This is a genomic window from Salinivibrio sp. MA440 (assembly GCF_001996265.1).
Classification (GTDB): Bacteria; Pseudomonadota; Gammaproteobacteria; order Enterobacterales; family Vibrionaceae; genus Salinivibrio; species Salinivibrio costicola.
In genome coordinates, this window is record NZ_MUFI01000041.1 from 1 (window position 1) to 22,010 (window position 22,010).

A 22,010-nucleotide genomic window follows, 5' to 3' on the forward strand; every position below is an offset into this window, starting at 1 on the left:
ATTCAAACCAAAAAATCGCCTGTACTTGTTAAATTAAAAAAAATCAAAAGATAGTCATTCATTAATGACGCATAAGCTTTAATACACGCAAAATAAAATAGGCATAAAACAAACAAAAAGTCCGCGCAAACTCTGAAGATAAAAAAATAAAAACGCTAAGCAATCATTAAAAGTGATTAATTATTAAAGACCACGTAAATCATCTGCCATAAATACCATTAACACAGGGTAAAAACCGCTCTCTAGGATGTATTGAGTCAATGTGATCCAACTTCCAGTTCCATTATCACGCCGCGTTAGAATGAATTTGTACCCAATAATAAATCTGCACTTTTTATTTATCCCTTCCGATGAAAAGCCAAGCAGAGATATACGGAGAAAGAAAGATGAACAACTTCTATGTCGGCTCAGAAATTGGTCAATTACGTACAGTGATGTTACACCGTCCTGAGCGTGCTTTGACACACCTCACTCCCTCTAACTGTCACGACCTGCTTTTCGATGATGTACTTTCCGTTGAACGCGCAGGTGAAGAGCATGACAAGTTCGCACAAACGCTTCGAGACCAGGGTGTGGAAGTCTTATTGTTGCAAAACCTGCTGGCTGAAACGCTGGATGTCCCTGAAGCCAAAGCTTGGCTGATGAACCTAAAAATATCTGACTATACCTTTGGTCCGTCGTTTGCGAACGATATCCGCTGCTACTTAAATGATCTTCCTCATCATGAGTTAGCGTCGATGTTCTTAGGCGGGCTCGCCTACTCTGAGCTTCCGCTGGCGACAACATCGATGTTGCAAGCGATGCATGCCCCTTCAGACTTTATTATCGATCCACTGCCTAATCACTTATTTACGCGAGATACCTCGTGCTGGTTATACGGCGGCGTATCGATTAACCCAATGGCTAAACCGGCGCGTAAACGTGAAACCAACCATCTACGCGCCATTTATAGATGGCACCCACGTTTCGCCAATGGCGACTTTATTACCTACTTTGGTGGCGAGAACATTGATTATGACAATGCCACTATCGAAGGCGGCGATGTCACTGTCTTGGGTAAAGGCGTGGTCCTCATTGGGATGTCTGAACGCACCACGCCGCAAGGGGTAGAAAACCTCGCATCCAGTTTGTTCAAACACGGACAAGCCAAGCAAGTGATTGCGATGGAACTCCCTAAACACCGCTCATGCATGCACCTTGATACCGTGATGACCCATATGCGCGAAGATACCTTCTCGGTATACCCAGAAGTGATTCGCAAAGACATCAAATGCTGGAGCCTCACCGGTGATCGCACTGGCAAACTCAATGTTCGCGAAGAGGATTACTTCCTGACCGCGATTGAAAAAGGACTTGATGTCGGCCCACTGAATCTGATTACCACAGGCGGTGACAGCTTTGAAGCCGAGCGTGAGCAATGGAATGATGCCAACAACGTACTCACCGTTCGTCCTGGTGTCGTGGTGGGCTATGAACGGAATACCTATACCAACGAAAAATACGATAAAGCGGGTATCACTGTCTTGTCGATTCCCGGTGACGAATTGGGCCGCGGCCGGGGTGGCGCGCGCTGCATGAGCTGCCCTATCCATCGTGATGGTATTTAAAACGCATTGGGCTGAGCCTGCTTGCGCTCAGCCCCAACGACTGTAGAGAGTATGATTATGAATAAACCCACTGTCGTGGTTGCATTAGGTGGCAACGCCCTCCTGCGTCGAGGCGAACCTTTAGAAGCCGACATTCAACGTGCCAATATCGCCAAAGCGGCAAAAACCATCGCGGCGATTGGTGAGCAATATAACGTCGTTCTGGTTCATGGCAATGGCCCACAAGTCGGCTTATTGGCACTGCAAGGGTTAGAGTATAAATCTGTGACCCCTTATCCGTTGGATGTGCTCGGCTCTGAAACCCAAGGCATGATTGGCTACATGCTGATGCAAGAGCTACATAACTTAGCACCGGATCAACATGTGTCTTGTATGCTCACGCAAATGACGGTTGATCCCAAGGATCCAGCATTTGCCAATCCGACCAAACCGATTGGCCCCGTGTATGACCAACAAGAAGCGAATCAGCTTGCTGACAAATATGGCTGGGATATCAAACCGGATGGCCAATATTTCCGTCGGGTGGTACCTAGCCCGCAACCCACTGGCATTATTGAGGATGATGCCATTGCCAGCTTGATCAAACAGGGGCATTTAGTGATTTGTACCGGTGGTGGCGGTATCCCAGTCATTAAAGAAGGTGATCAACTCAAAGGCATTGAAGCGGTAATTGATAAAGACATGTCAGCCGCATTCTTAGCCCGCCAAATCAATGCCGACGCTCTGCTGATTTTGACCGATGCCGAGGCGGTCTATCTCGACTATGGTCAACCCAATCAACGGGCCATCGCCGAGACAACGCCCGAGGATCTAAGCCAATACACCTTCGATGCAGGCTCAATGGGGCCTAAAATTGATGCCTCGTGCGAATTTGTGCGCCAAGGTGGAAAACTGGTTGGCATCGGCGCTTTAGAAGATGGTTTAGCGATTCTAGCCGGTCAGGCGGGCACGCGTATTCGTCCACATTCAGTGAATAAAAACAATATTTCTCACGGCCAACCTGCTCCTGCACAAGCCTGAGACCAATAACGAAGAGGATTTCCCATTATGGCTTTTAACCTACGCAACCGTAACTTTCTGAAACTACTGGACTTCACGCCTCGTGAGATCCAACACTTTATCGACATGGCTATTGAACTCAAAAAAGCCAAATACAACGGTTATGAAACGCCGCGTCTAAAAGGTAAGAACATTGCTCTGATCTTCGAAAAAGCCTCAACACGCACCCGCTGTGCCTTTGAAACCGCTGCGTTCGACCAAGGCGGCCAAGTCAGCTACATCGGCCCAACCGGCTCTCAAATTGGTCATAAAGAGTCGATGAAAGACACCGCTCGCGTACTCGGCCGCATGTATGACGGTATTGAATACCGTGGCTTTGGACAAGACATTGTCGAAGAGCTCGGTGAGTTTGCCGGGGTACCTGTATGGAATGGCCTGACCACCGAGTTTCACCCTACACAAATCTTAGCCGATTTAATGACCATGCTCGAACATGGCCGTGGTAAGCAGCTTCATGAAATGCGCTTTGCTTATCTAGGCGATGCTCGCAACAACATGGGAAACTCCCTGATGGTCGGTGCAGCGAAAATGGGGATGGATATTCGCTTGGTTGCACCAAAAGCATTCTGGCCGGAAGACGCATTGGTGACACAATGCCGTGAAATTGCAGAGCAAACCGGCGCGCGCATTACGCTCACCGAAGACGTACAAGAAGGCGTTAAAGATTGTGATTTCTTGTATACCGACGTCTGGGTTTCCATGGGCGAGTCTAAAGAGGCTTGGGACGAGCGCGTCGCGATGATGAAACCCTATCAAGTCAATATGGATGTAGTGAAAGCAACCGGTAATCCACATGTAAAATTCATGCATTGCTTGCCCGCGTTCCATAATAACGAAACCACCGTCGGCGCCGAAATAGAACAAAAATACGGCCTAAAAGGACTAGAAGTCACCGAAGATGTGTTTGAGTCAGACTGCTCTATCGTTTTTGACGAAGCAGAAAATCGCTTACACACCATCAAAGCGGTGATGGTCGCCACCCTCGGCGATTAATCCCCTAACAGGGCGTCACACGGCGCCCTGCTTCTCCTCTTGATACCACGCAGTGACACGCATCAAGGTTTCCCTTTACCGCAACTGATAGCATATGCGATTGAATCGCTAATCATCAGTTTTATCTACTGATATTAAAGTAAAGTGCCGTTAATTATAAGGGGTTGCCCGTGGTTGATGATGCAATTCTATCGGTAACAGCCGCCACACCAGAGGACGATATCCTTTCAACGTGCCGGCATTTACTCCAAACCCAAAGCTTTACTACCCAAGATGCTGTGCGTCAGCAACTGGTGGATCTTGGCTATCTTGATGTCAGCCAATCGACTGTCTCTCGGTTATTATCCAAGCTGGGGGTCGCCAAAGTACCCAATGCGCATGGACAAAAAGTCTATACGCTGAGTGGCGAGATGGAGCCTGTGTATGCGATCTCTTCGGTTGGATCACAAATTGACGCGATCACCTGTAGCCACGCCATGGTGGTGGTAAAAACACATCCAGGCGGTGCCCAACTGATTGCACGCTTAATCGATCTTCACCGGCACCCCTTAATTTTAGGCACGGTAGGCGGCAACGACACCATTTTGGTCGCCCCTCGCCGCTTAAGCGATCTCAGTGCCTGCGAGCAAGTGGTCCGTGATCGCCTTGCCCCCGTGTAAACGGCTTTACCTGGCTGGATAACCGTTGCAGACTATAGGTGTTGCGTTTTAACAAAGGAATAGACAATGATCCAAGTACTGCAAACTGAACAAGCGCCAGAAGCGATCGGTCCTTATTCACAAGGGGTTGATCTTGGCAATATGATCCTTACTTCTGGCCAAATCCCGGTTAACCCGGTAACTGGACAGATTTCACCAGAAATTACGGCGCAAGCACGCCAGTCGCTGGATAATGTTAAAGCGGTTGTCGAAGCGGCAGGACTGAAAGTGAACGATATTGCTAAGCTCACTGCGTTTGTGAAAAACATGGAAGACTTTGCCGATATCAACAAAGTGTATGGTGCATTCTTTGACGAGCACGGGGTAGAAAACTATCCAGCACGTTCGTGTGTTGAAGTGGCACGCCTGCCCAAAGATGTTGATATTGAAATTGAAGCTATCGCAGTACGTAGCGCTTAAAGAAAAAAAGCGGCGTCGACGACGCCGCTTAATTGTCACCCAGCCAATCTCGGTTTATATCTGCGAGGCGGTTGGCAACTCAACCATCGCATGAATCCGGGTCAGTACCTGCTCAAACCATGCGGTAAATCGCTCAGGGCTCTCTGCGACTGCCTGCCTCACCTCACTTTCCGGCCACCAGCGACAATCTTCTACCTCATCTGGGTTTAAGATCATATCGACGCGATTCACCTCACAGGCAATGACTTGATCCAACTCGTGTTCAATCAACCCGTTGCCCAACTCTGCGCGATATTCAAACCAAGGTCCCATCATAAAGTTGAGTGGACGCGCAATACCTAACTCTTCGTATAGACGCCGCTTTGCCGCTGCGGCAATCGGTTCATCCTGTTTGGGGTGTGAACAACAGGTGTTAGTCCACAACCCGCCACTATGATATTTATCTGCCGCCCGACGTTGGAGTAGATACTCACGTTCCCCATTGGCGTTGCATCGAAATAACATAACGGAGAAGGCCATATGCAGCCATCCTTGCTGATGCGCCTCCAACTTTTCAGCGATCCCTTGTGGTTCACCATTAGGTGAGACCAACACAACATGGTGGCGCTGGGTTGAAGTCATAGCTGAATCCTCAATTAGCAGTCGCGTTGATTACGTTCCGCAACTTCTGCATCAAGCTGTTCTAACTTGCTTTTCATCACCTGGTGGCAGTGTTTAGCAAGCGCACGAACATTGTCTTTATCGTAGCCCTCAGATGAAATCGGTGCCATCACTTCAACAATCACATGACCATTGTTCCAACGATTGGCTTTTAAATGATGCGTTGAGCTGCATACGATCGGGATCAAAGGCACGTTGGCACCGATAGCGGCGTGAAACGCGCCGGTTTTAAAAGGCAATAACCCACGCCCGCGAGAACGTGTCCCCTCTGGGAATAACCATACGCTCAGTTGCTTGGCACGGATCTTTTCCGTCACCTGCGCAATGGTCCCCATCGCTTTACTGCGGTTCGCTCGATCAATCAATACGTTGCCGGTTAGCCAATAAAGCTGGCCAAAAATAGGTACCCACAAGAGGCTTTTTTTACCAACGGTGACCGCGCCAGGCATTAATGCATTAGATAAGGTCACCATATCCCAGTTACTTTGGTGGTTGGCAATACAAACACTGGCACCGGGCTCGCGCGGTGCGCCTTCGGCAAAACGCAGTTCCAAGCGAATCCCAAATAAACGAGAGAGGCGCCCAAACCATTTACTGATATGATAGCAATTACGGGGATTACGGGGGCTTAATAAGCAGTAAAGCCCGCCAAAGACAAACAGCAACACAGCGGCAATTAATAATGCCAGCAGTCGCGCGACAAAAATCATTTCTCTCTCCAAAGAGCCAGCCTAGAAGGCGAGTCAGTATACGGATTCAGCACAAAAATGCACCCACGCCGCCCTTAATCACAAGGGCGGACGTTGTGTTATTCATCAGTGAGAATGTCTATCTCATCGACGCGCTGAAGGCCTCGAGGCAGCATACTCCCTCGACGACCACGTTCGCCACGATAATGGGCTAAATCGCCTGGCTTTAACGTTAATTTCCGTTTACCTGCGTGCAGAGTAATCCCTACATCGTCAGGCACAACGTAGAGCTGACTTAACACTTCTTCACGCGATTTCGCGCGTGCGCCAGGGATATTAATGATTTTATTGCCTTTGCCTTTGCTCAACTGGGGAAGTTCATGCACAGGAAAGACCAGCATTCGCCCTTCATTAGAAATAGCCACAATCAAATCCGTTTCTAGCTGGCTGATTTGACGAGGCGGCATCACCTCAGCATGCGCGGGCACCGTTAGCAAGGCTTTGCCGCTGCGGTTTTTTGACAGCATATCGGCTTGTTTACACACAAAGCCATAGCCCGCATCGGAAGCCATCAGCATAAACTGGTTTTCATCTGCCATGAGTACATGACGAATCGATGATCCTGGCGTGATATTAATTCGACCCGTAATCGGCTCGCCTTGGCTTCGTGCTGACGGCAAGGTATGCGATTCGATCGCATAACTGCGCCCATCTGATCCCAAGAACACCGCAGGTTGATTACTCTTACCCGGTGCGGCATCGAGGAATTGATCCCCGGCTTTGTAATTTAGGCTGCTGGCATCAACATCATGGCCTTTGGCATGACGAATCCAACCTTTGTCAGATAACACCACAGTGATGGGCTCACTGGGGACTAAATCACGTTCCGTTAACGCTTTGGCCTCGGCACGCTCGATCAAAGGAGAACGGCGGTCGTCACCATATTTTTCTGCATCCGCTAGGATTTCTTTTTTGATCAAGGTGTTTAACCGACGATCTGACCCCAGCAATGTTTCGAGTTTGTCGCGCTCTTTGCTCAACTCATCTTGCTCACCGCGAATTTTAATCTCTTCTAACTTGGCCAACTGGCGCAACTTGATCTCAAGAATGGCTTCGGCCTGTTTCTCACTCAAACCGAAGCGCTGAATCAACTCCGCCTTTGGCTCATCTTCACTGCGGATGATCTCAATCACCTCGTCAATATTGAGGTAAGCGGCGAGTAAGCCCTCCAAAATATGCAGGCGAGCGAGCACTTTTTCCAAGCGATGCTCAAGGCGACGTCTTACGGTTTGGCGTCGGAAGGTTAACCATTCAGACAAAATGCCGTGTAAGCCTTTGACCTGCGGCCGACCGTCCAGGCCAATCATATTGAGGTTAACGCGATAGCTTTTCTCTAAATCGGTCGACGCGAATAAGTGATCCATCAGCTGATCACAGTCAACACGATTCGAGCGCGGAACGATGACAATACGCGTTGGATTTTCATGATCCGACTCATCGCGTAAATCATCCACCATCGGCAGCTTTTTCGCCCGCATCTGATTGGCGATTTGCTCTAATAATTTGGCACCAGAGACTTGATGCGGCAACGCTGTGATCACAATTTCATTGCTTTCTTTATGCCACAAAGCGCGCATCTTGATGGATCCGCGTCCGCTGGTATAGAGCTTTTTCAAATCTGATTTTGGCGTGATCACTTCAGCTTCGGTCGGATAGTCAGGGCCTTGAACATACTCAAGCACACCGTCTAAATCCATACTGGGCTTATCAATCATCGCCGCCAGCGCATTGGCGAGTTCCCGGGCATTGTGTGGGGGAATGTCGGTGGCCATACCCACTGCAATCCCAGTAATACCGTTTAATAAAATATGCGGTAAACGTGCCGGTAAGGTCTTCGGCTCTTTCATGGTGCCATCAAAATTGGGGCCCCATTCAACCGTGCCCTGGCCAAGCTCTTGCAGCAACACTTCTGAAAAGCGTGAAAGACGTGATTCGGTATACCGCATCGCAGCAAAGGATTTAGGATCGTCCGGTGCGCCCCAGTTCCCTTGCCCATCAACCAGTGGGTAGCGATAAGAAAACGGCTGCGCCATTAACACCATGGCTTCATAGCAAGCCGCATCCCCGTGGGGGTGGTATTTACCCAACACATCGCCAACGGTACGGGCCGATTTTTTATACTTTGCGGAGGCGGAAAGCCCCAACTCGGACATCGCGTAAATAATCCGGCGCTGCACTGGCTTTAAGCCATCGCCGATAAACGGCAGTGCGCGATCCATGATGACGTACATCGAGTAATTGAGGTAAGCGTCCTCAGTGAACTGGCGAAGGGCAAGCTGCTCTACGCCATCATAAGTCACCTCTGTCATGCGAATAAGATCCCGTTATAGTTATTTAAATATCGATAAGTTCGGCCATATCGCCTTTTTGCTGCAGCCAATGGCGGCGATCTTCCGCTCGCTTTTTCCCCAGCAACATATCCATCAGCTGTTGCGTTTGCTCTTCGTCATCGATAGTGAGCTGTACCAAGCGCCGAGTATTGGGGTCCATGGTGGTCTCACGCAGTTGTAAGGGGTTCATTTCCCCTAACCCTTTGAAACGTTGAACATTGATCTTGCCGCGCTTATTACTTAAACGCTCCAAGATCCCGGCCTTTTCATCCTCGTCCAATGCATAAAAGACCTCTTTTCCACAATCAATCCGGTACAAAGGCGGCATCGCGACATAAACGTGGCCACCTCTGACCAACGCATGAAAGTGTTGCATAAATAATGCGCATAAAAGGGTCGCAATATGCAGGCCATCTGAATCCGCATCGGCCAAGATACAAATTTTATCGTAACGCAGGTGAGATAAATCGCTCGAGTCCGGATCGATCCCCAGCGCGACCGAAATATCGTGTACTTCTTGCGAGGCGAGTACTTGGTCTGCTGAGACTTCCCAGGTATTCAGGATCTTCCCTCGAAGCGGCATCACCGCTTGGAATTCTCGATCGCGCGCTTGTTTGGCTGACCCGCCTGCAGAATCCCCTTCGACCAAAAAGAGCTCAGTACGACTGGAATCTTGCATGGCACAATCCGTTAACTTGCCAGGTAATGCAGGGCCAGACGCCACTTTTTTACGCACCACTTTCTTGGCGGCACGCATCCGTCGATGGGCGCTGGCGATACAGACTTCTGCCAAGCGCTCAGCCAAATGCGGGCGCTCATTAAGCCAAAGGCTGAACGCATCTTTTACCACGCCAGAGACAAACGCCGCACATTGGCGCGATGACAAGCGCTCTTTGGTTTGTCCGGCAAATTGCGGGTCTTGAATTTTAACCGAGAGCACGTAGGCACAACGCTCCCAAATATCGTCCGCGGTCAACTTGACCCCGCGAGGCAATAGGTTGCGAAATTCACAAAACTCCCGCATTGCTTCCAACATACCTTGGCGTAAGCCATTAACGTGGGTACCGCCCTGTGGGGTTGGAATTAAATTCACATAACTTTCGGTGGTTAACTCTCCCCCATCTGGGAGCCAAATCACCGCCCAATCAGCGGCTTCACTTTGGCCACTAAATTCACCGATAAAAGGCGTCTCGGGCAGTACCTCATAACCTTTCACACTGTGTGCTAAGTAGTCTTTGAGCCCGTCTTCATAGCACCAAGTAATGGTTTCATTGGTGTTTTTATCCGTCAGGTTCACCGTCAAGCCCGGACACAATACAGCCTTGGCTTTTAAAATGGTTTTCAAGCGCGTAAGCGAGAACTTGTCCGAATCAAAAAATTGGCTATCGGGCCAAAAATGAACGCGGGTACCTCGATTACGGCGTCCACATGTTCCGGTGACAGTCAAGTCTTGTACTTTATCGCCATTTTCGAACGCGATGTCATACACCTGACCGTCGCGTTTAACGCTGATCTCGACCCGATGAGACAAAGCGTTAACAACCGAAATACCCACCCCATGCAGGCCGCCACTAAACTGGTAGCTTTTATTGGAAAACTTACCGCCAGCATGGAGTTTACATAAAATCAGTTCGACCCCAGAGACGCCCTCTTCTGGGTGGATATCAACCGGCATCCCTCGCCCATCATCAATCACCTCTAATGACTGATCTGCATGAAGAATGACATCAATTTTACTGGCGTGACCGGCTAGCGCTTCATCGACACTATTATCGATCACTTCTTGCCCCAAATGGTTGGGACGGCTGGTATCTGTGTACATACCCGGACGTCGGCGCACTGGCTCGAGTCCATTGAGGACTTCTATCGATCCTGCGTTATAGTTTTGTTCTGTCATAATCGATTAGCTTAATAAATGTGATGACATGGTCAGCAAGGGGGATCCGCTTGTCAAGCGCGACCCCAGATTGCCACGAGTTTCTGTGAACTGCCATCCGAGTCATAGTTGGCTTAAGTATCCGCTTAGCAGAGCGCTTTGGCAGATAAACATGGGTGGACAAGGCATTGGTCAAAGCATGAGTGGACAAGCATTGGCGTGGTAAGCAGATTAGACGCCGAGAAATTGCAGTATCTCCTCGCAATAGCGTTCAAAGCCAATAAAACTATGATCACCATGAGGCTCAACGGTCTGTTTGCTCGCGTTAAATTTCTCCACCGCCTGACGGTAATCTAATACTTCATCACCCATTTGTTGTAATAACCAAAAGCGAGAAGGCTCAGACAGCGTGGGCACATCAAGCTCACGCAGGGCGAGAATATCAGCGGCATCCAAGTAGTAATGTTCTTGGGTATAAGGGTTAACCTGCTCGCCAATATAGTCTTGCAATAACTCATAAGGGCGAACCGCAGGGTTCACCAGTACAGCAGGCAATTGATAACGTTCACTCAACCAAGTGGCGAGGAATCCCCCTAATGAGCTTCCGACCAATCCAAGTTGATGCGTTTCCCTGTAGGCCTCTACCCGTTCAGAAAGTAAATCGATAGTCGGCGCGGGATGGCTAGGGAGTTGCGGTACCAACACATCAATATCAGGCCGGTAACGATGGCAAAACTCACGCATTTGCGTGGCTTTTAATGAGTGTGGCGAGCTATTAAAGCCATGTAAGTAAAGTAACGCAGATGCCATGTTGATTAATACCCGCTCGAGTCAAAGTCAGGACGGAAGTAACGTCCGGTGACACGTTCAACTTGCGTGTCAATGTGTCCGTCAGGATAAAGCGTCAGCCAGCGCCAACCCGGGTTTTGGTTATCGAGGGCAAAATCATGCGAATCGGGCATAAACTGGATACAGGTTGAAGGCGCTGCCATCACACGCGCGCCTTGATGACGAATATCTAACGCCTGATGAATATGGCCACACACCACCACTTTCGCTTGAGGATGGCGAGCCATAATCTGCCAAAACGCCTCTCGATTGACCAGTTTATGCTGATCAAGCCAAGTGCTTCCTGCCTCCAAAGGATGGTGATGCAATAGCACGAGCGCGTGTCGCTCTGGATAAGCACTTAAATCCGCATCTAAGCGTTTGAGTTGATCGTGAGATAATTCACCGTGCGGCACACCCGCGACCTGGCTGTCGAGCAAGATCATTTGCCAGTGATCCCCTAATAAGACCTGCGAACGGGCCATCAAGGTGTTCGAGTGCAGCACCGCGCGCATTTCAGGCTGAAAGTCATGGTTGCCTGGCAGCCAAAAGCAAGGCTGCTTCCAGCGCTGAATCCCGTCGACAAAACGACGATATGACAATGCAGAGTGATCTTGCGATAAATCGCCCGTGGCAATAATGGCATCAAAAGGCTTAGATGTCGCACTGATTGCCTCTAACACGGCGTGATAGCTTTGAAGTGTGTTGATACCCAGCAAACTGCCCTGCTCATCGGCGAACAGGTGCGTGTCGGTAATTTGCAAGAGACGAATGCAATCGCCGTGGGCGTTATCTATCTGACAAGGCTGCAACGTTGAAAGTACCTTTGCTGGTTTAGTTTAACGATGATTTATACATAGGATTAGACGCGCTAATGCCACGACGCAAACAATGGCCGAGCCAATCCGATAAAAATGCATTCACTTGATGCTTTTCATCGCGCTGATGCATGCGCGGATTTGGGTAATCATAACGTGGTTTCAAACGCGAAATCTGCTGCGTGGTACACACTTCCGCCACGCGTGCATCGTGATACAAGCGTACAGTCAGGTTAGCATGTAAATACGAAGGTGCGTCTCCTGGACTAAGCTGTGCGATATCAAGCAAGGTGGTATAACGCGTCGACTCGCGGACCACCAGCGCATATTCCTGACCATGAATATCGTATCGGCAGACGCGACCTACCTCATCCGGCTGTGGCATCAGACGAACAAGCTTGGCGTAATTGGTTTCATAAAGGCGCATCATCGCCGATAAGTCGACACGATAATTAGTTTTCACGGGTACCTACTTGTTATTCGAGCCTGCGCAATGCGTACACGATCGGTTATCGGTTTTAACGATTATAACTCTGACGCAATCTCGCCGCATTGAGTTCCAACCATTGTAAAGCAATGATCGAGGCTGCATTCTCAATTTCACCATCGACCACTTTTTGATACGCCTGCTCTCGAGAAAAACGATGAACAAGAATGTCTTCATTCTCAGTGTCTAGACCATGAATCCCCTCGGCATCACTCGCATCCACAATGGCAACAAATACATCGAGCTGCTCAGAGCACCCACCGGAGCTGGATAAATAACGGGTGACATGTTCCATTTGCTGCAACAACAATCCAGCTTCTTCTCGCGCTTCACGGTGTGCCACTTGCTCTGGTGATTCATCGCTATCGATCATGCCCGCGACAATTTCTAACTGCCACGGCGTCGCTCCCGCTGCCATCGCCCCGACGCGGATTTGCTCAAGCATGACCACCTCATCTCGCCCTGGATCATACGGCAGTACCGCGACGGCGTGTCCACGCTCAAATAGCTCTCGTACCACCGCACCGCTCCAGCCGCCCTCAAATAGACGATGACGAAACTGATAGCGTTGAATAGAAAAGAAGCCTTGATAAAGTGGTGAGATATCTTCAATCACGATATCGTCGCGACCAAATTGTCCGGGCGGATGGTCTGACATGCTAGCTCCTTATGATAGGCTGTCGCGGCGCAGTCTTATCACTGGCCCTGATTCACTGCAAACTTTAAACTTAACTTTTTTGATAAAAGTTACAACTATTTTTAAGTCCCATTTACAAATTGGATAGTTTACACTCAATGTCCTCAGAAATTGTCAGTTTCACGCAAGCATAATTGCGTTAAGCTAGTAACTGTATATTTATCGAATAGCACAGATTCAGGGATTCTATCTATGAAAAAATTGCTCCCTCTGGCGTTAGGTTTGGCACTCGGCAGCGTAAGCAATGCAGCCTTTGCCGATGATCTCGCCCAAATTTACCAACAAGCGAAGCAAAGCGATCCCACTCTTAATCAAGCGGCCGCTGAACGTGACGCGGCGTTTTCTGCCGTGGATGCTACCCGCGGCACCTTGCTGCCTCAAATTGCACTTAACGCCAGTTACGCGATCCAACGCAATGATAGCGACGATAAAAGTGATAACGATGTCACTTCCGCCGATATCAGCCTTAGCCAACAAGTATTTAAGCGTGATAGCTGGGTGAATCTAGATATTAGCGAAATGCAAGCGCGTCAACTGGATGCCGCCTATGCTGCCCAGCAACAAGGGTTAATGCTGCGCGTGGCGCAAGCGTATTTTGATGTCCTACGTGCGATGGACAAGCTTGAGTTTATTCAAGCAGAAAAAGCGGCGGTGGGCCGTCAGCTTGAGCAAACCAAGCAACGTTTTGAAGTTGGCTTGTCAGCGATTACCGATGTGCACGACGCTCAAGCGCAGTATGACGCTGTGCTCGCCGATGAGATCTTGGCAGAAAACGCCCTCACCAACAGCTATGAAGGCTTACGTGAGATCACCGGCCAAGCGCCGAGAGACTTACGCGTGCTCGATAAAGCGCGTTTTAGTGCCAGCAACCCGCAACAGCAACCCGCTGCTTTGGTGAAAACCGCAGAAGAGAAAAATCTGCAACTGCTGGCCAACCGCATTGCGCGTGACACCGCCAAAGAGCAGATTAAGCTCGCCAAAACCGGTCATCTGCCTACGTTGACGTTTAGCGCCAAATACGGGATGACGGATAGGGATAATCAGCACAATGATGCTTATTCCACTGATTACAATCAAGGCTCTGCCAGCCTTGATTTTAGCTTACCGCTCTTCACCGGTGGCAGCACCTCTGCCAATGTTGAAAAAGCACAACATGAATATGTGGCCGCCTCGCAGGGGTTAGAGTCCACTTACCGGAGCACAGTGAAAGATGTGCGTGCGTTCTATAACGACATTAATGCTTCGATTGGCGCGCTGCGTGCTTATGAACAAACGGTGATTTCAGCTCGCTCTGCATTAGAAGCGACAGAAGCCGGCTTTGAAGTGGGCACCCGTACCATTGTCGATGTGTTAGACGCGACACGCCGTTTGTATGACGCCAACCGTAATCTATCAAACGCACGTTACGATTACATTTTAAGTCATTTGCGTTTACACCAAGCGGTCGGCACCTTGACCGAGCAAGACTTACTTGATATCAACCAAGGGCTGGTGAAACAAGATTAATTCACGCTTAAGGCTCGAGAACGCAAAAAGGTGCCGACGGGCACCTTTTTTATTGTTTTCAATTGATAGGGCAAGAGGCGCTATTGACCACGCCGAATCGATTCAATGATCTCAGTCGTTGAGCATCCTTCTTCGAAGTTAAGCACCTTGACCTCACCGCCATTGGCAAGCACCGCTTCAGCTCCGGCTATTTCACTGACCTGATAGTCGCCGCCTTTCACCAATAAATCCGGTAACACCGCACTAATCAGGCGCGCAGGCGTTTCTTCGCCAAAGGGTACCACCCAATCCACAGCGCCAAGCCCCGCCAAGACTGCCATGCGTCGATCGGTGGGATTAACCGGACGACCTGGTCCTTTCAGACCTTGTACCGACGCATCAGTATTAACCGCGACAATCAGGCGATCGCCCAATTTAGCGGCTTCGTTTAAATAGGCAACATGACCAGCGTGCAAAATATCAAAGCAGCCATTGGTCATCACCACTTTCTCACCCCGTCCTTGCGCCACCTTAACCGCATCGATCAGTTGCGATTCTGTGGTGACCCCAAAGCCGGACTCGTGAGAGCCGTGTATGGCTTCGGTTAACTCAATGGTTGATAGCGTTGAGGTGCCGAGCTTGCCGACCACCACACCGGCAGCGGCATTGGCCAGTGCACATGCGTGTTCGATCGGTTTGCCGGCAGCTAACGAGGCCGCCAGCACCGAAATAACGGTATCGCCAGCGCCGGTGACGTCATAGACCTCTTTGGCCAGCGTTGGCAAGTTAAGTGGAGCAGCATCAGGACGAAGCAGGGTCATACCATGCTCACTACGGGTAACCAACAACGCGCCCAATTCATAGTGTTTAATCAGCGCTAAGCCTTTTTCTTCCAAGCTTTGATCGTCTGTCACCGTGCCAGCCACGGCTTCAAATTCACTCAGATTTGGCGTCAGCAGACTGGCGCCACGATAGCGCTCAAAGTCCGTCCCTTTGGGATCCACCAAGGTGGTCACGCCGGCTTGATTCGCGGCTTGGATCAATGATTGCACCTGCGCCAATGCACCTTTGGCATAATCCGATAAGATCATCGCCTGCGCCTTGGGTAAGGCGGCTGTCACTTTTGTCAGCATTGGGGTGAGATCCACGCCCGCAAATCCCTCCTCGAAATCGAGCCGGATCAACTGCTGATTACGGCTCATCACCCGTAACTTAGTGATCGTCGGATGCGAGTCCAGCGCCACAAAGTCACAATTGACGTTTAAAGAATCCAGGGTTTGGGTTAACGCATCCGCTTGTTCGTCCTTGCCTGTCAAACCAATTAACTGGGTATGTCCCCCTAAAGCAGCGATGTTCATCGCCACGTTGGCAGCCCCACCAGGGCGCTCTTCCGTTTGATTGATTTTGACCACGGGCACGGGGGCTTCTGGTGATATACGTCCGGTGGGACCATACCAATAGCGGTCAAGCATCACATCACCGACAACCAGAACATTGGCTTGGTTATAATCAGGCAGGCTGAGTTTCATCTGGATCTCCGAATACTGTCGTTACCGAGCGATAGTAGCATAGCCAAAAACCAAATGGGGCGCGTACAGGCGTGCGCTGCGCACAATCTCAACATCCATCGGGCAGACAAGCACAGGACAGCCCCTGCAATTTACTCTACAATGTGGCGCGTGCCTGACGGCCGGTTTCATTTTTGTTTTCACGAGTCATTGACGCTATGAGCGATTTTTCACCGCCAAAATTTCACATTGGATTTCTTCACCCTCGCTATCTTCACACTTGGCTCGGGGTAGGACTCATGTACCTAGCCAGCTGGCTTCCCTATCGCGTTCAGTTTTACGCGGGGCGCGGGCTTGGTCGACTGATGCATACGCTGATGAAACGGCGTGTGAAGATCGCCGATCGTAATCTGGCATTGTGTTTCCCTGAAATGAGTCCTGCCTCGCGTCAGGCGATGGTGAAAGAGAACTTTGCCAACTCTGGCTTAGCCCTTTTTGAAACCTGTATGGCATGGTTTTGGCCCTCTTGGCGTATCAAAAAGCATATGGTGTTTGAGGGGATAGACAAACTGAAACACTTAGAAAGTCAGGGGCAAGGGGTACTCGTTATCGCTGTGCACTCGATGAACTTAGAGTTGGGTGCGCGAGCCTTAGGTGAGGTCACTCCTGGCGTGGGTGTGTACCGTCCTAACAATAACCCTGTTTATGATTGGTTCCAGCACCGCGGCCGGACGCGACACAATGGCGCCATCGACAGGAAAGACGTTAAAACCATGATTCATCATCTCAAGCAAGGCGATAGGATGTGGTATGCACCGGATCATGACTACGGCCGACGCCGTTCAACCTTTGCGCCATTATTCGCCGTTGAGAAAGCCTGTACGACCACAGGGACGAGCTTACTCGCACACGCAGGTCACGCCGCCGTGGTGCCGTTTTCGATTGTGAGAGATCGACGCGGTGGTCAGTACCGGATAACCATCCATTCTCCGCTGCAAGATTTTCCCAAGGACGCCGATGCGGCTGCCGTTGTCACCAATCGCGCGGTTGAGCAGTTAATCCTACAAGCGCCGGAGCAATATATGTGGTTACACCGACGCTTTAAAACACGCCCTGAGGGCGAGCCATCGCTTTATTGAGCATCGCACGCGGATCGCTGATTTACGACGCCTTTTCTGTCGCTAACCATTGTTGCCAAGCTTGCATCACGGCATCGCGTTCGTCGAGGAATGCACTGGCTTCGACCTTGCCACTCTCTCCCGCCAAGTGGCTACGATGCAATGCATTGCGCATGCGGGTATACGCCGATTTCAGGCGCTCCGCTTGTGCCATCGTCATCACGCCAAGCTCGCCTGCTTGCTCAAAAATGCGTGCGTTATCACTGTAACGCGTCAAGGCGGGCTGCTGCTCGCTATGTTGTAACACCAGGTATTGAGCCAAAAACTCAATGTCAGTGATCCCGCCGCTATCTTGCTTGATCGAAAAGACAGTATGATCGCGCGTCGCTTTGTGTTGGCGCATTTTCTCACGCATGCCAGTGACTTGCTCGCGCAATATGTCCTGATCGCGCGAGGCCGATAAAATGCGATGCCGCACCTGTGCAAAGCCAGACTCAAGGTCGGGGTCGCCGTCGATCATCCGCGCGCGAACTAACGCTTGGTGCTCCCACGTCCAGGCTTCGTTTTGTTGGTAATCCGCGTAGGCCTCTAACGTGCTCACCAGCATCCCTGAGGTACCTGATGGGCGAAGGCGCGTGTCGATTTCATACAAAATCCCAGACGGAGTGCGGGTGGAGAAAAGATGCACAATGCGCTGCGCCAAACGCAGATAAAATTGCCGGCCATCAATCACTTTTCGCCCATCAGTCTCAACATCCGCCGGGCAGTCATGGAGAAAAACCACGTCGAGATCGGAATTGTAACCCAGCTCCCAGCCTCCTAACTTGCCGTAACCAATCACGGCAAAGCCACGTCCCTCTCGCTCGCCTAAGTGTGTCGGTTGGCCATATTTTTCCACCATCTGGTGCCAGGCCTGATTGACCACCGCCTCTACAATCGCCTCGGCCAAGTAAGTCAAATGATCACTGACCCGCATCACCGGTAAGACACCGGCAATATCTGCGGCGGCAATTTTTAATAGTTGCACTTGCTTGAACTGACGTACGGCCTCCATCTGCTGCTCCATGTCCTCAACCGGGATCCGTGCCAGATAATCGCGCAATTCGCTGCGATACGCATCAGGCGCAAGAGGTTGATACAAGTGGGTCAGATCCAACAGCTCGTCGAGCAACAAGGGATAGCGTGCCAGCTTTTCCGCTACCATGGGACTGGCGGTACAAAGCCGAAGGACTTGATCAATCGCCCCCGGATGTTCATCTAATAACTCTAAATACGTTGTCCGAGTGGCAATATTTAATAATAAATGGGTAATGTGCGGCAGAACCTGTTGAGGCTCAGGCAAGGTTAATAATTTACTTAACAACACCGGCATCAGACGATTGATCACCTCACGGCCACGTGGGCCAACGGTCCGTTTCGCAAGCTCTTGCTTAAACGTTAATAATTGCTCAGCAATATTGGCCTCCGGCACATCCAACCCTGTGAGGATCAATTTAGCGTTGTCGACATCGCGCGCCATCGCCCATAGATCGTGATACTCACTATCAACATCCATGTCGTTATCTTGTTCATCTTCGCCAATTAAGCCAGAGAAAACCTGATTGACCGCCTGCATGTGCCGCGCGATCTCCGCGTGTAAACTCGCCCAATCTTTGCTCCCCATGGCGAAGGAGAGACGATCCCGATCAAGCGCGTTATCGGGCAAGGTCTGCGTTTGTTTGTCATCAATGGCCTGCAATAAGTTCTCGACCCGACGCAAATAGCAGTAGGCCGCTTTTAACTGACTGACTTCAGCGGCTGGCAGTAACGCCAGTTCTTCTATCGCATCCAAAGTTTCCAGTAAGCCACGTTGACGCAAGCTGGGCTCGCGCCCCCCGCGAATTAATTGGAAAGATTGTGCAATAAATTCAATTTCTCGAATGCCACCCGCACCCAGTTTAATATTGTCCGTCAGTCCACGCCGACGTACTTCTCGTTGAATTAACTGCTTCATCCGCCTTAAAGCTTGTATCGCGCTAAAATCGATATAGCGTCGAAAGACAAAAGGACGCAGCATTTTCCTAAGTGTTTGATAACAATCGTATTGCTCTTTGCCCATCACCCGTGCTTTAACCATGGCGTAACGCTCCCAATCACGCCCTTGTTCTTGGTAGTAATCTTCCAAGGCAGAAAAGCTCATCACCAAAGGCCCACTGTCGCCAAATGGGCGTAATCGCATATCAACGCGATAGCAAAAACCATCGACGGTAGGCTGGTCGAGCGCTTTTATCAGCCTTTGACCCAGTCGCGTAAAGAATTGGGCATTGGCGATACTGCGCCTTGCTCCCTGAGTATCTCCATTTTCGGGATAGGTAAAAATCAAATCGATATCGGAAGAAAAATTGAGCTCACCGCCTCCCAATTTCCCCATCCCGAGGATCAGCATAGGCTGTGGGTCGCCATCTGGGCTCATTGGCGTGCCCCAATCATGGCAACAACGCTGATATAACCAGTGATAAGCACTGAGGATCTGCGCCTCAGCCAAGGCCGATAAATGCTGTAAACTCGCCTCCACAGGCCACTGCTGATGTATATCGCGCCAAGCAATCCACACAAGTTCACGTTGCCGACACAGACGTAATTGACGATGGAATTCATGCTCATCATTCACCGTCTCAAGCGCTGCCGTCAGTTCTGGCTGATAGCAGGCCTCGCGTGATACATCGCGGTGATGTTGATAAAGCCATTGCAACAATCCGTCAGTGTGCGTGAGCGCAGAGGCAATAAAATCGCTGCATACCAATGCCTTTTCCAGCTGGTCGCGGGCGGGTCCTTGCCATTGGTCAAGTGCTTGGGGGGCGAATTCAGCCAATTGTGTCCAATGTTGATTCAGGTTGGCGGAAAGGGAGTCAGACAGCACCATGAGCATTCCTTTTGATAATTCCTTCATTTGACACTAACAAAAACGGCTCACTAATGCAGTGAGCCGTTATCTTTATCGGGATGTGAAGGGACAACGATTACACTTTAAAGGCATCGATCTTGTCTTTTAGTGACTGAGCACTTTGCTCGACCATTTCAGCCGTTTCATGCAGCTCGCTCGCCACCGTCACTGACGCCTGAACCAAGTCTTTAACATTGGTGAGGTTTTGATTCATTTCACCGGCCACCGAGGCTTGTTGCTCTGCCGACGAGGCAATTTGGAAGTTCATATCATTCAGTGATTGGATTTGAGTAACAATTTGCTCTAACTCGCCACCCGCCTGACTCACCGAGTCTACCCCGGCACTCGCCTCCGTCACACTGCGATCCATCAGTCCCACCGCTTTTTGTGCACTTTGCTGCAGTTGGGTGATCATATCTTGAATTTCAACCGTCGCTTCTTGGGTATGTTGTGCCAGCTTACGCACTTCATCCGCCACAACCGCAAAGCCGCGTCCTGTATCCCCCGCCCGGGCAGCTTCAATCGCGGCGTTAAGCGCCAATAGATTGGTTTGCTCTGAGATGCCTTGAATGGTCACCACCACAGTACCAATTTTCTCCACTTGCGCGTCGACCTGACCGACGACTTGTGATGACTCACTAATGTCATTTGACAGCGCATTGATGGTATTAATGGTGGTGCTAACATGCGCTTGGCCACTGCTGGCTTGCTGACTGGAGCTTTCAGTCGCTTTAGCTGCTTCTCGGGTATGCTCTGCGACCGTTTGCACGGTGGCGCTCATTTCACTCATGGCTGACGCCAGTTGATCCATTTCATCGAACTGCTCTTTCGACGATTCTTTGGTTTCCGACATGCTGATGGTCATGATCTCGGCCAGAGACGACAGATCGTCTGACGCTTGTCGCTGCGCTTGAATCACGTCGACCAATTGCCGACGAGACGTTTCCAGCTCGCGCGCAAGATCGCCAAACTCGTCTTGGCTATTCATTTCAATCGGCTCACTCAAATCGCGATTCGCCAACGCACGAATCCTATCGGTCAGGTAGTTGATTTGGCGCAGCATGATGTTAGATCCACCCAGCAAGATCACCATAAAAGACACAATCATTACCGCAGTCTGCCACGCCACTTTGATGATATAATCTTGGTAATACGCTTGCGCTTCAGATGTGGGTTGCGAGGCCACTAACCACCAGTCGCTGTTGCCTACAGGCACGGCATACCCATGTCGCCCGCCATCATAGACGGTGTAACTGAACGGCTGTGACTGATTGATAAAAAGCTCAGTAATATCAGCGCCTGAGGTGTCATCCGGCACACGCAATTGATCAAATTGTCTCATGGAGGGGTGCGCCCAAATCTGACGCGTCTCGCCATTGACTAAAAATAAATACGCGCCTTCACTGAACTCATTGTTCATGGTGTCGACCGTCTCTCGCATCAGACGCTCTCCGTCCGGTTGCTCGATTAATGTGCCAGTCATTGCGGCACTGGAACGGGCAAGTTCTTGGGTCTGGCTTAAGGTGAAATCAATGACGGATTGGCGAAATGTATTGGCGTCCCACATCTGCTTACCGACCAAAATAATGGTACTAAATACCATAAGAATCACGAGTTTTGGAATCAAGCGCAGATTGGTAACGGGTTTTTCCCACGCATAGAAGGTATGTTTACCCATAATCCTGAAAGCTCCATGACCGCTATCAAGCCAACTGAGTGACCCAAAAAAACGGGCGATTATTGATACTAGGTGA

The 22,010-nt window shown here is 50.2% G+C and carries 18 protein-coding genes; 7 read left to right on the top strand and 11 right to left on the bottom strand.

The genetic code is table 11. The features are described 5' to 3' along the window. Nucleotides 1-386: 386 nt before the first annotated feature. From arcA to BZG80_RS12310, 5 genes are all read left to right on the top strand, one after another. Complete coding sequence (arcA, locus tag BZG80_RS12290; RefSeq protein WP_025674807.1) at nucleotides 387-1,607, top strand: arginine deiminase; 1,221 nt, start codon at nucleotides 387-389, stop codon at nucleotides 1,605-1,607. 57 nt (nucleotides 1,608-1,664) lie between these two features. Beyond that, entirely contained in the window at nucleotides 1,665-2,627 is a 963-nt protein-coding gene (gene arcC, locus BZG80_RS12295; RefSeq protein ID WP_021023407.1) for a carbamate kinase, read from the top strand. A gap of 27 nt (nucleotides 2,628-2,654) precedes the next feature. Beyond that, the gene (gene argF / locus BZG80_RS12300) at nucleotides 2,655-3,659 is read left to right on the top strand and encodes an ornithine carbamoyltransferase (protein ID WP_077459922.1); all 1,005 of its coding nucleotides are present in this window, start codon (nucleotides 2,655-2,657) and stop codon (nucleotides 3,657-3,659) included. A gap of 170 nt (nucleotides 3,660-3,829) precedes the next feature. Further along, a complete protein-coding gene (locus BZG80_RS12305; protein ID WP_021023405.1) occupies nucleotides 3,830-4,318 on the top strand; it encodes an arginine repressor in 489 nt (162 codons plus the stop codon). A gap of 66 nt (nucleotides 4,319-4,384) precedes the next feature. Next, nucleotides 4,385-4,777: a RidA family protein gene (locus tag BZG80_RS12310; protein ID WP_077679475.1), complete on the top strand. Its 393-nt coding sequence runs from the start codon at nucleotides 4,385-4,387 to the stop codon at nucleotides 4,775-4,777. Nucleotides 4,778-4,831: 54 nt separating this feature from the next. Here the strand turns inward: BZG80_RS12310 and idi are convergent, their stop codons facing one another. The 8 genes from idi to nudF form a co-directional block, all read right to left on the bottom strand. Beyond that, nucleotides 4,832-5,398 (bottom strand): isopentenyl-diphosphate Delta-isomerase, encoded by a 567-nt coding sequence (gene idi / locus BZG80_RS12315; protein ID WP_021023403.1) that lies wholly within the window; start codon nucleotides 5,396-5,398, stop codon nucleotides 4,832-4,834. Between the two features lie 14 nt (nucleotides 5,399-5,412). After that, a complete protein-coding gene (locus tag BZG80_RS12320) occupies nucleotides 5,413-6,147 on the bottom strand; it encodes a 1-acylglycerol-3-phosphate O-acyltransferase (RefSeq protein WP_077679476.1) in 735 nt (244 codons plus the stop codon). 98 nt (nucleotides 6,148-6,245) lie between these two features. Next, nucleotides 6,246-8,495: a DNA topoisomerase IV subunit A gene (parC, locus tag BZG80_RS12325; protein WP_077679477.1), complete on the bottom strand. Its 2,250-nt coding sequence runs from the start codon at nucleotides 8,493-8,495 to the stop codon at nucleotides 6,246-6,248. A gap of 25 nt (nucleotides 8,496-8,520) precedes the next feature. Continuing rightward, nucleotides 8,521-10,413, bottom strand: a complete 1,893-nt coding sequence (gene parE / locus BZG80_RS12330; protein WP_021023400.1) for a DNA topoisomerase IV subunit B — start codon at nucleotides 10,411-10,413, stop codon at nucleotides 8,521-8,523. A 210-nt stretch (nucleotides 10,414-10,623) separates the two neighbouring features. Then, nucleotides 10,624-11,202 carry an esterase YqiA gene (gene yqiA, locus BZG80_RS12335; protein ID WP_077669248.1) on the bottom strand — a complete coding sequence of 193 codons (579 nt, stop codon included), beginning with the start codon at nucleotides 11,200-11,202 and terminating at the stop codon, nucleotides 10,624-10,626. A gap of 5 nt (nucleotides 11,203-11,207) precedes the next feature. After that, nucleotides 11,208-12,032: a 3',5'-cyclic-AMP phosphodiesterase gene (cpdA, locus tag BZG80_RS12340; RefSeq protein WP_077669247.1), complete on the bottom strand. Its 825-nt coding sequence runs from the start codon at nucleotides 12,030-12,032 to the stop codon at nucleotides 11,208-11,210. 22 nt (nucleotides 12,033-12,054) lie between these two features. After that, the gene (locus BZG80_RS12345) at nucleotides 12,055-12,501 is read right to left on the bottom strand and encodes a DUF1249 family protein (RefSeq protein ID WP_021023397.1); all 447 of its coding nucleotides are present in this window, start codon (nucleotides 12,499-12,501) and stop codon (nucleotides 12,055-12,057) included. A gap of 55 nt (nucleotides 12,502-12,556) precedes the next feature. Next, nucleotides 12,557-13,183, bottom strand: coding sequence for an ADP-ribose diphosphatase (gene nudF / locus BZG80_RS12350; protein ID WP_077660487.1), 627 nt, complete (start codon nucleotides 13,181-13,183; stop codon nucleotides 12,557-12,559). A 231-nt stretch (nucleotides 13,184-13,414) separates the two neighbouring features. Here nudF and tolC point away from each other — a divergent pair, with 231 nt between their 5' ends. Beyond that, the gene (tolC, locus tag BZG80_RS12355; RefSeq protein ID WP_021023395.1) at nucleotides 13,415-14,728 is read left to right on the top strand and encodes an outer membrane channel protein TolC; all 1,314 of its coding nucleotides are present in this window, start codon (nucleotides 13,415-13,417) and stop codon (nucleotides 14,726-14,728) included. Nucleotides 14,729-14,808: 80 nt separating this feature from the next. Here tolC and hldE read toward each other — a convergent pair whose 3' ends face one another. Further along, nucleotides 14,809-16,236: a bifunctional D-glycero-beta-D-manno-heptose-7-phosphate kinase/D-glycero-beta-D-manno-heptose 1-phosphate adenylyltransferase HldE gene (hldE, locus tag BZG80_RS12360; RefSeq protein WP_077459932.1), complete on the bottom strand. Its 1,428-nt coding sequence runs from the start codon at nucleotides 16,234-16,236 to the stop codon at nucleotides 14,809-14,811. Between the two features lie 197 nt (nucleotides 16,237-16,433). Here hldE and lpxL point away from each other — a divergent pair, with 197 nt between their 5' ends. Further along, the gene (lpxL, locus tag BZG80_RS12365; protein WP_077679478.1) at nucleotides 16,434-17,354 is read left to right on the top strand and encodes an LpxL/LpxP family Kdo(2)-lipid IV(A) lauroyl/palmitoleoyl acyltransferase; all 921 of its coding nucleotides are present in this window, start codon (nucleotides 16,434-16,436) and stop codon (nucleotides 17,352-17,354) included. 22 nt (nucleotides 17,355-17,376) lie between these two features. Here lpxL and glnE read toward each other — a convergent pair whose 3' ends face one another. Beyond that, nucleotides 17,377-20,235 (bottom strand): bifunctional [glutamate--ammonia ligase]-adenylyl-L-tyrosine phosphorylase/[glutamate--ammonia-ligase] adenylyltransferase, encoded by a 2,859-nt coding sequence (gene glnE / locus BZG80_RS12370; protein ID WP_077679479.1) that lies wholly within the window; start codon nucleotides 20,233-20,235, stop codon nucleotides 17,377-17,379. Nucleotides 20,236-20,332: 97 nt separating this feature from the next. Beyond that, entirely contained in the window at nucleotides 20,333-21,934 is a 1,602-nt protein-coding gene (locus BZG80_RS12375) for a methyl-accepting chemotaxis protein (protein ID WP_077679480.1), read from the bottom strand. Between the last annotated feature and the right edge of the window lie 76 nt (nucleotides 21,935-22,010).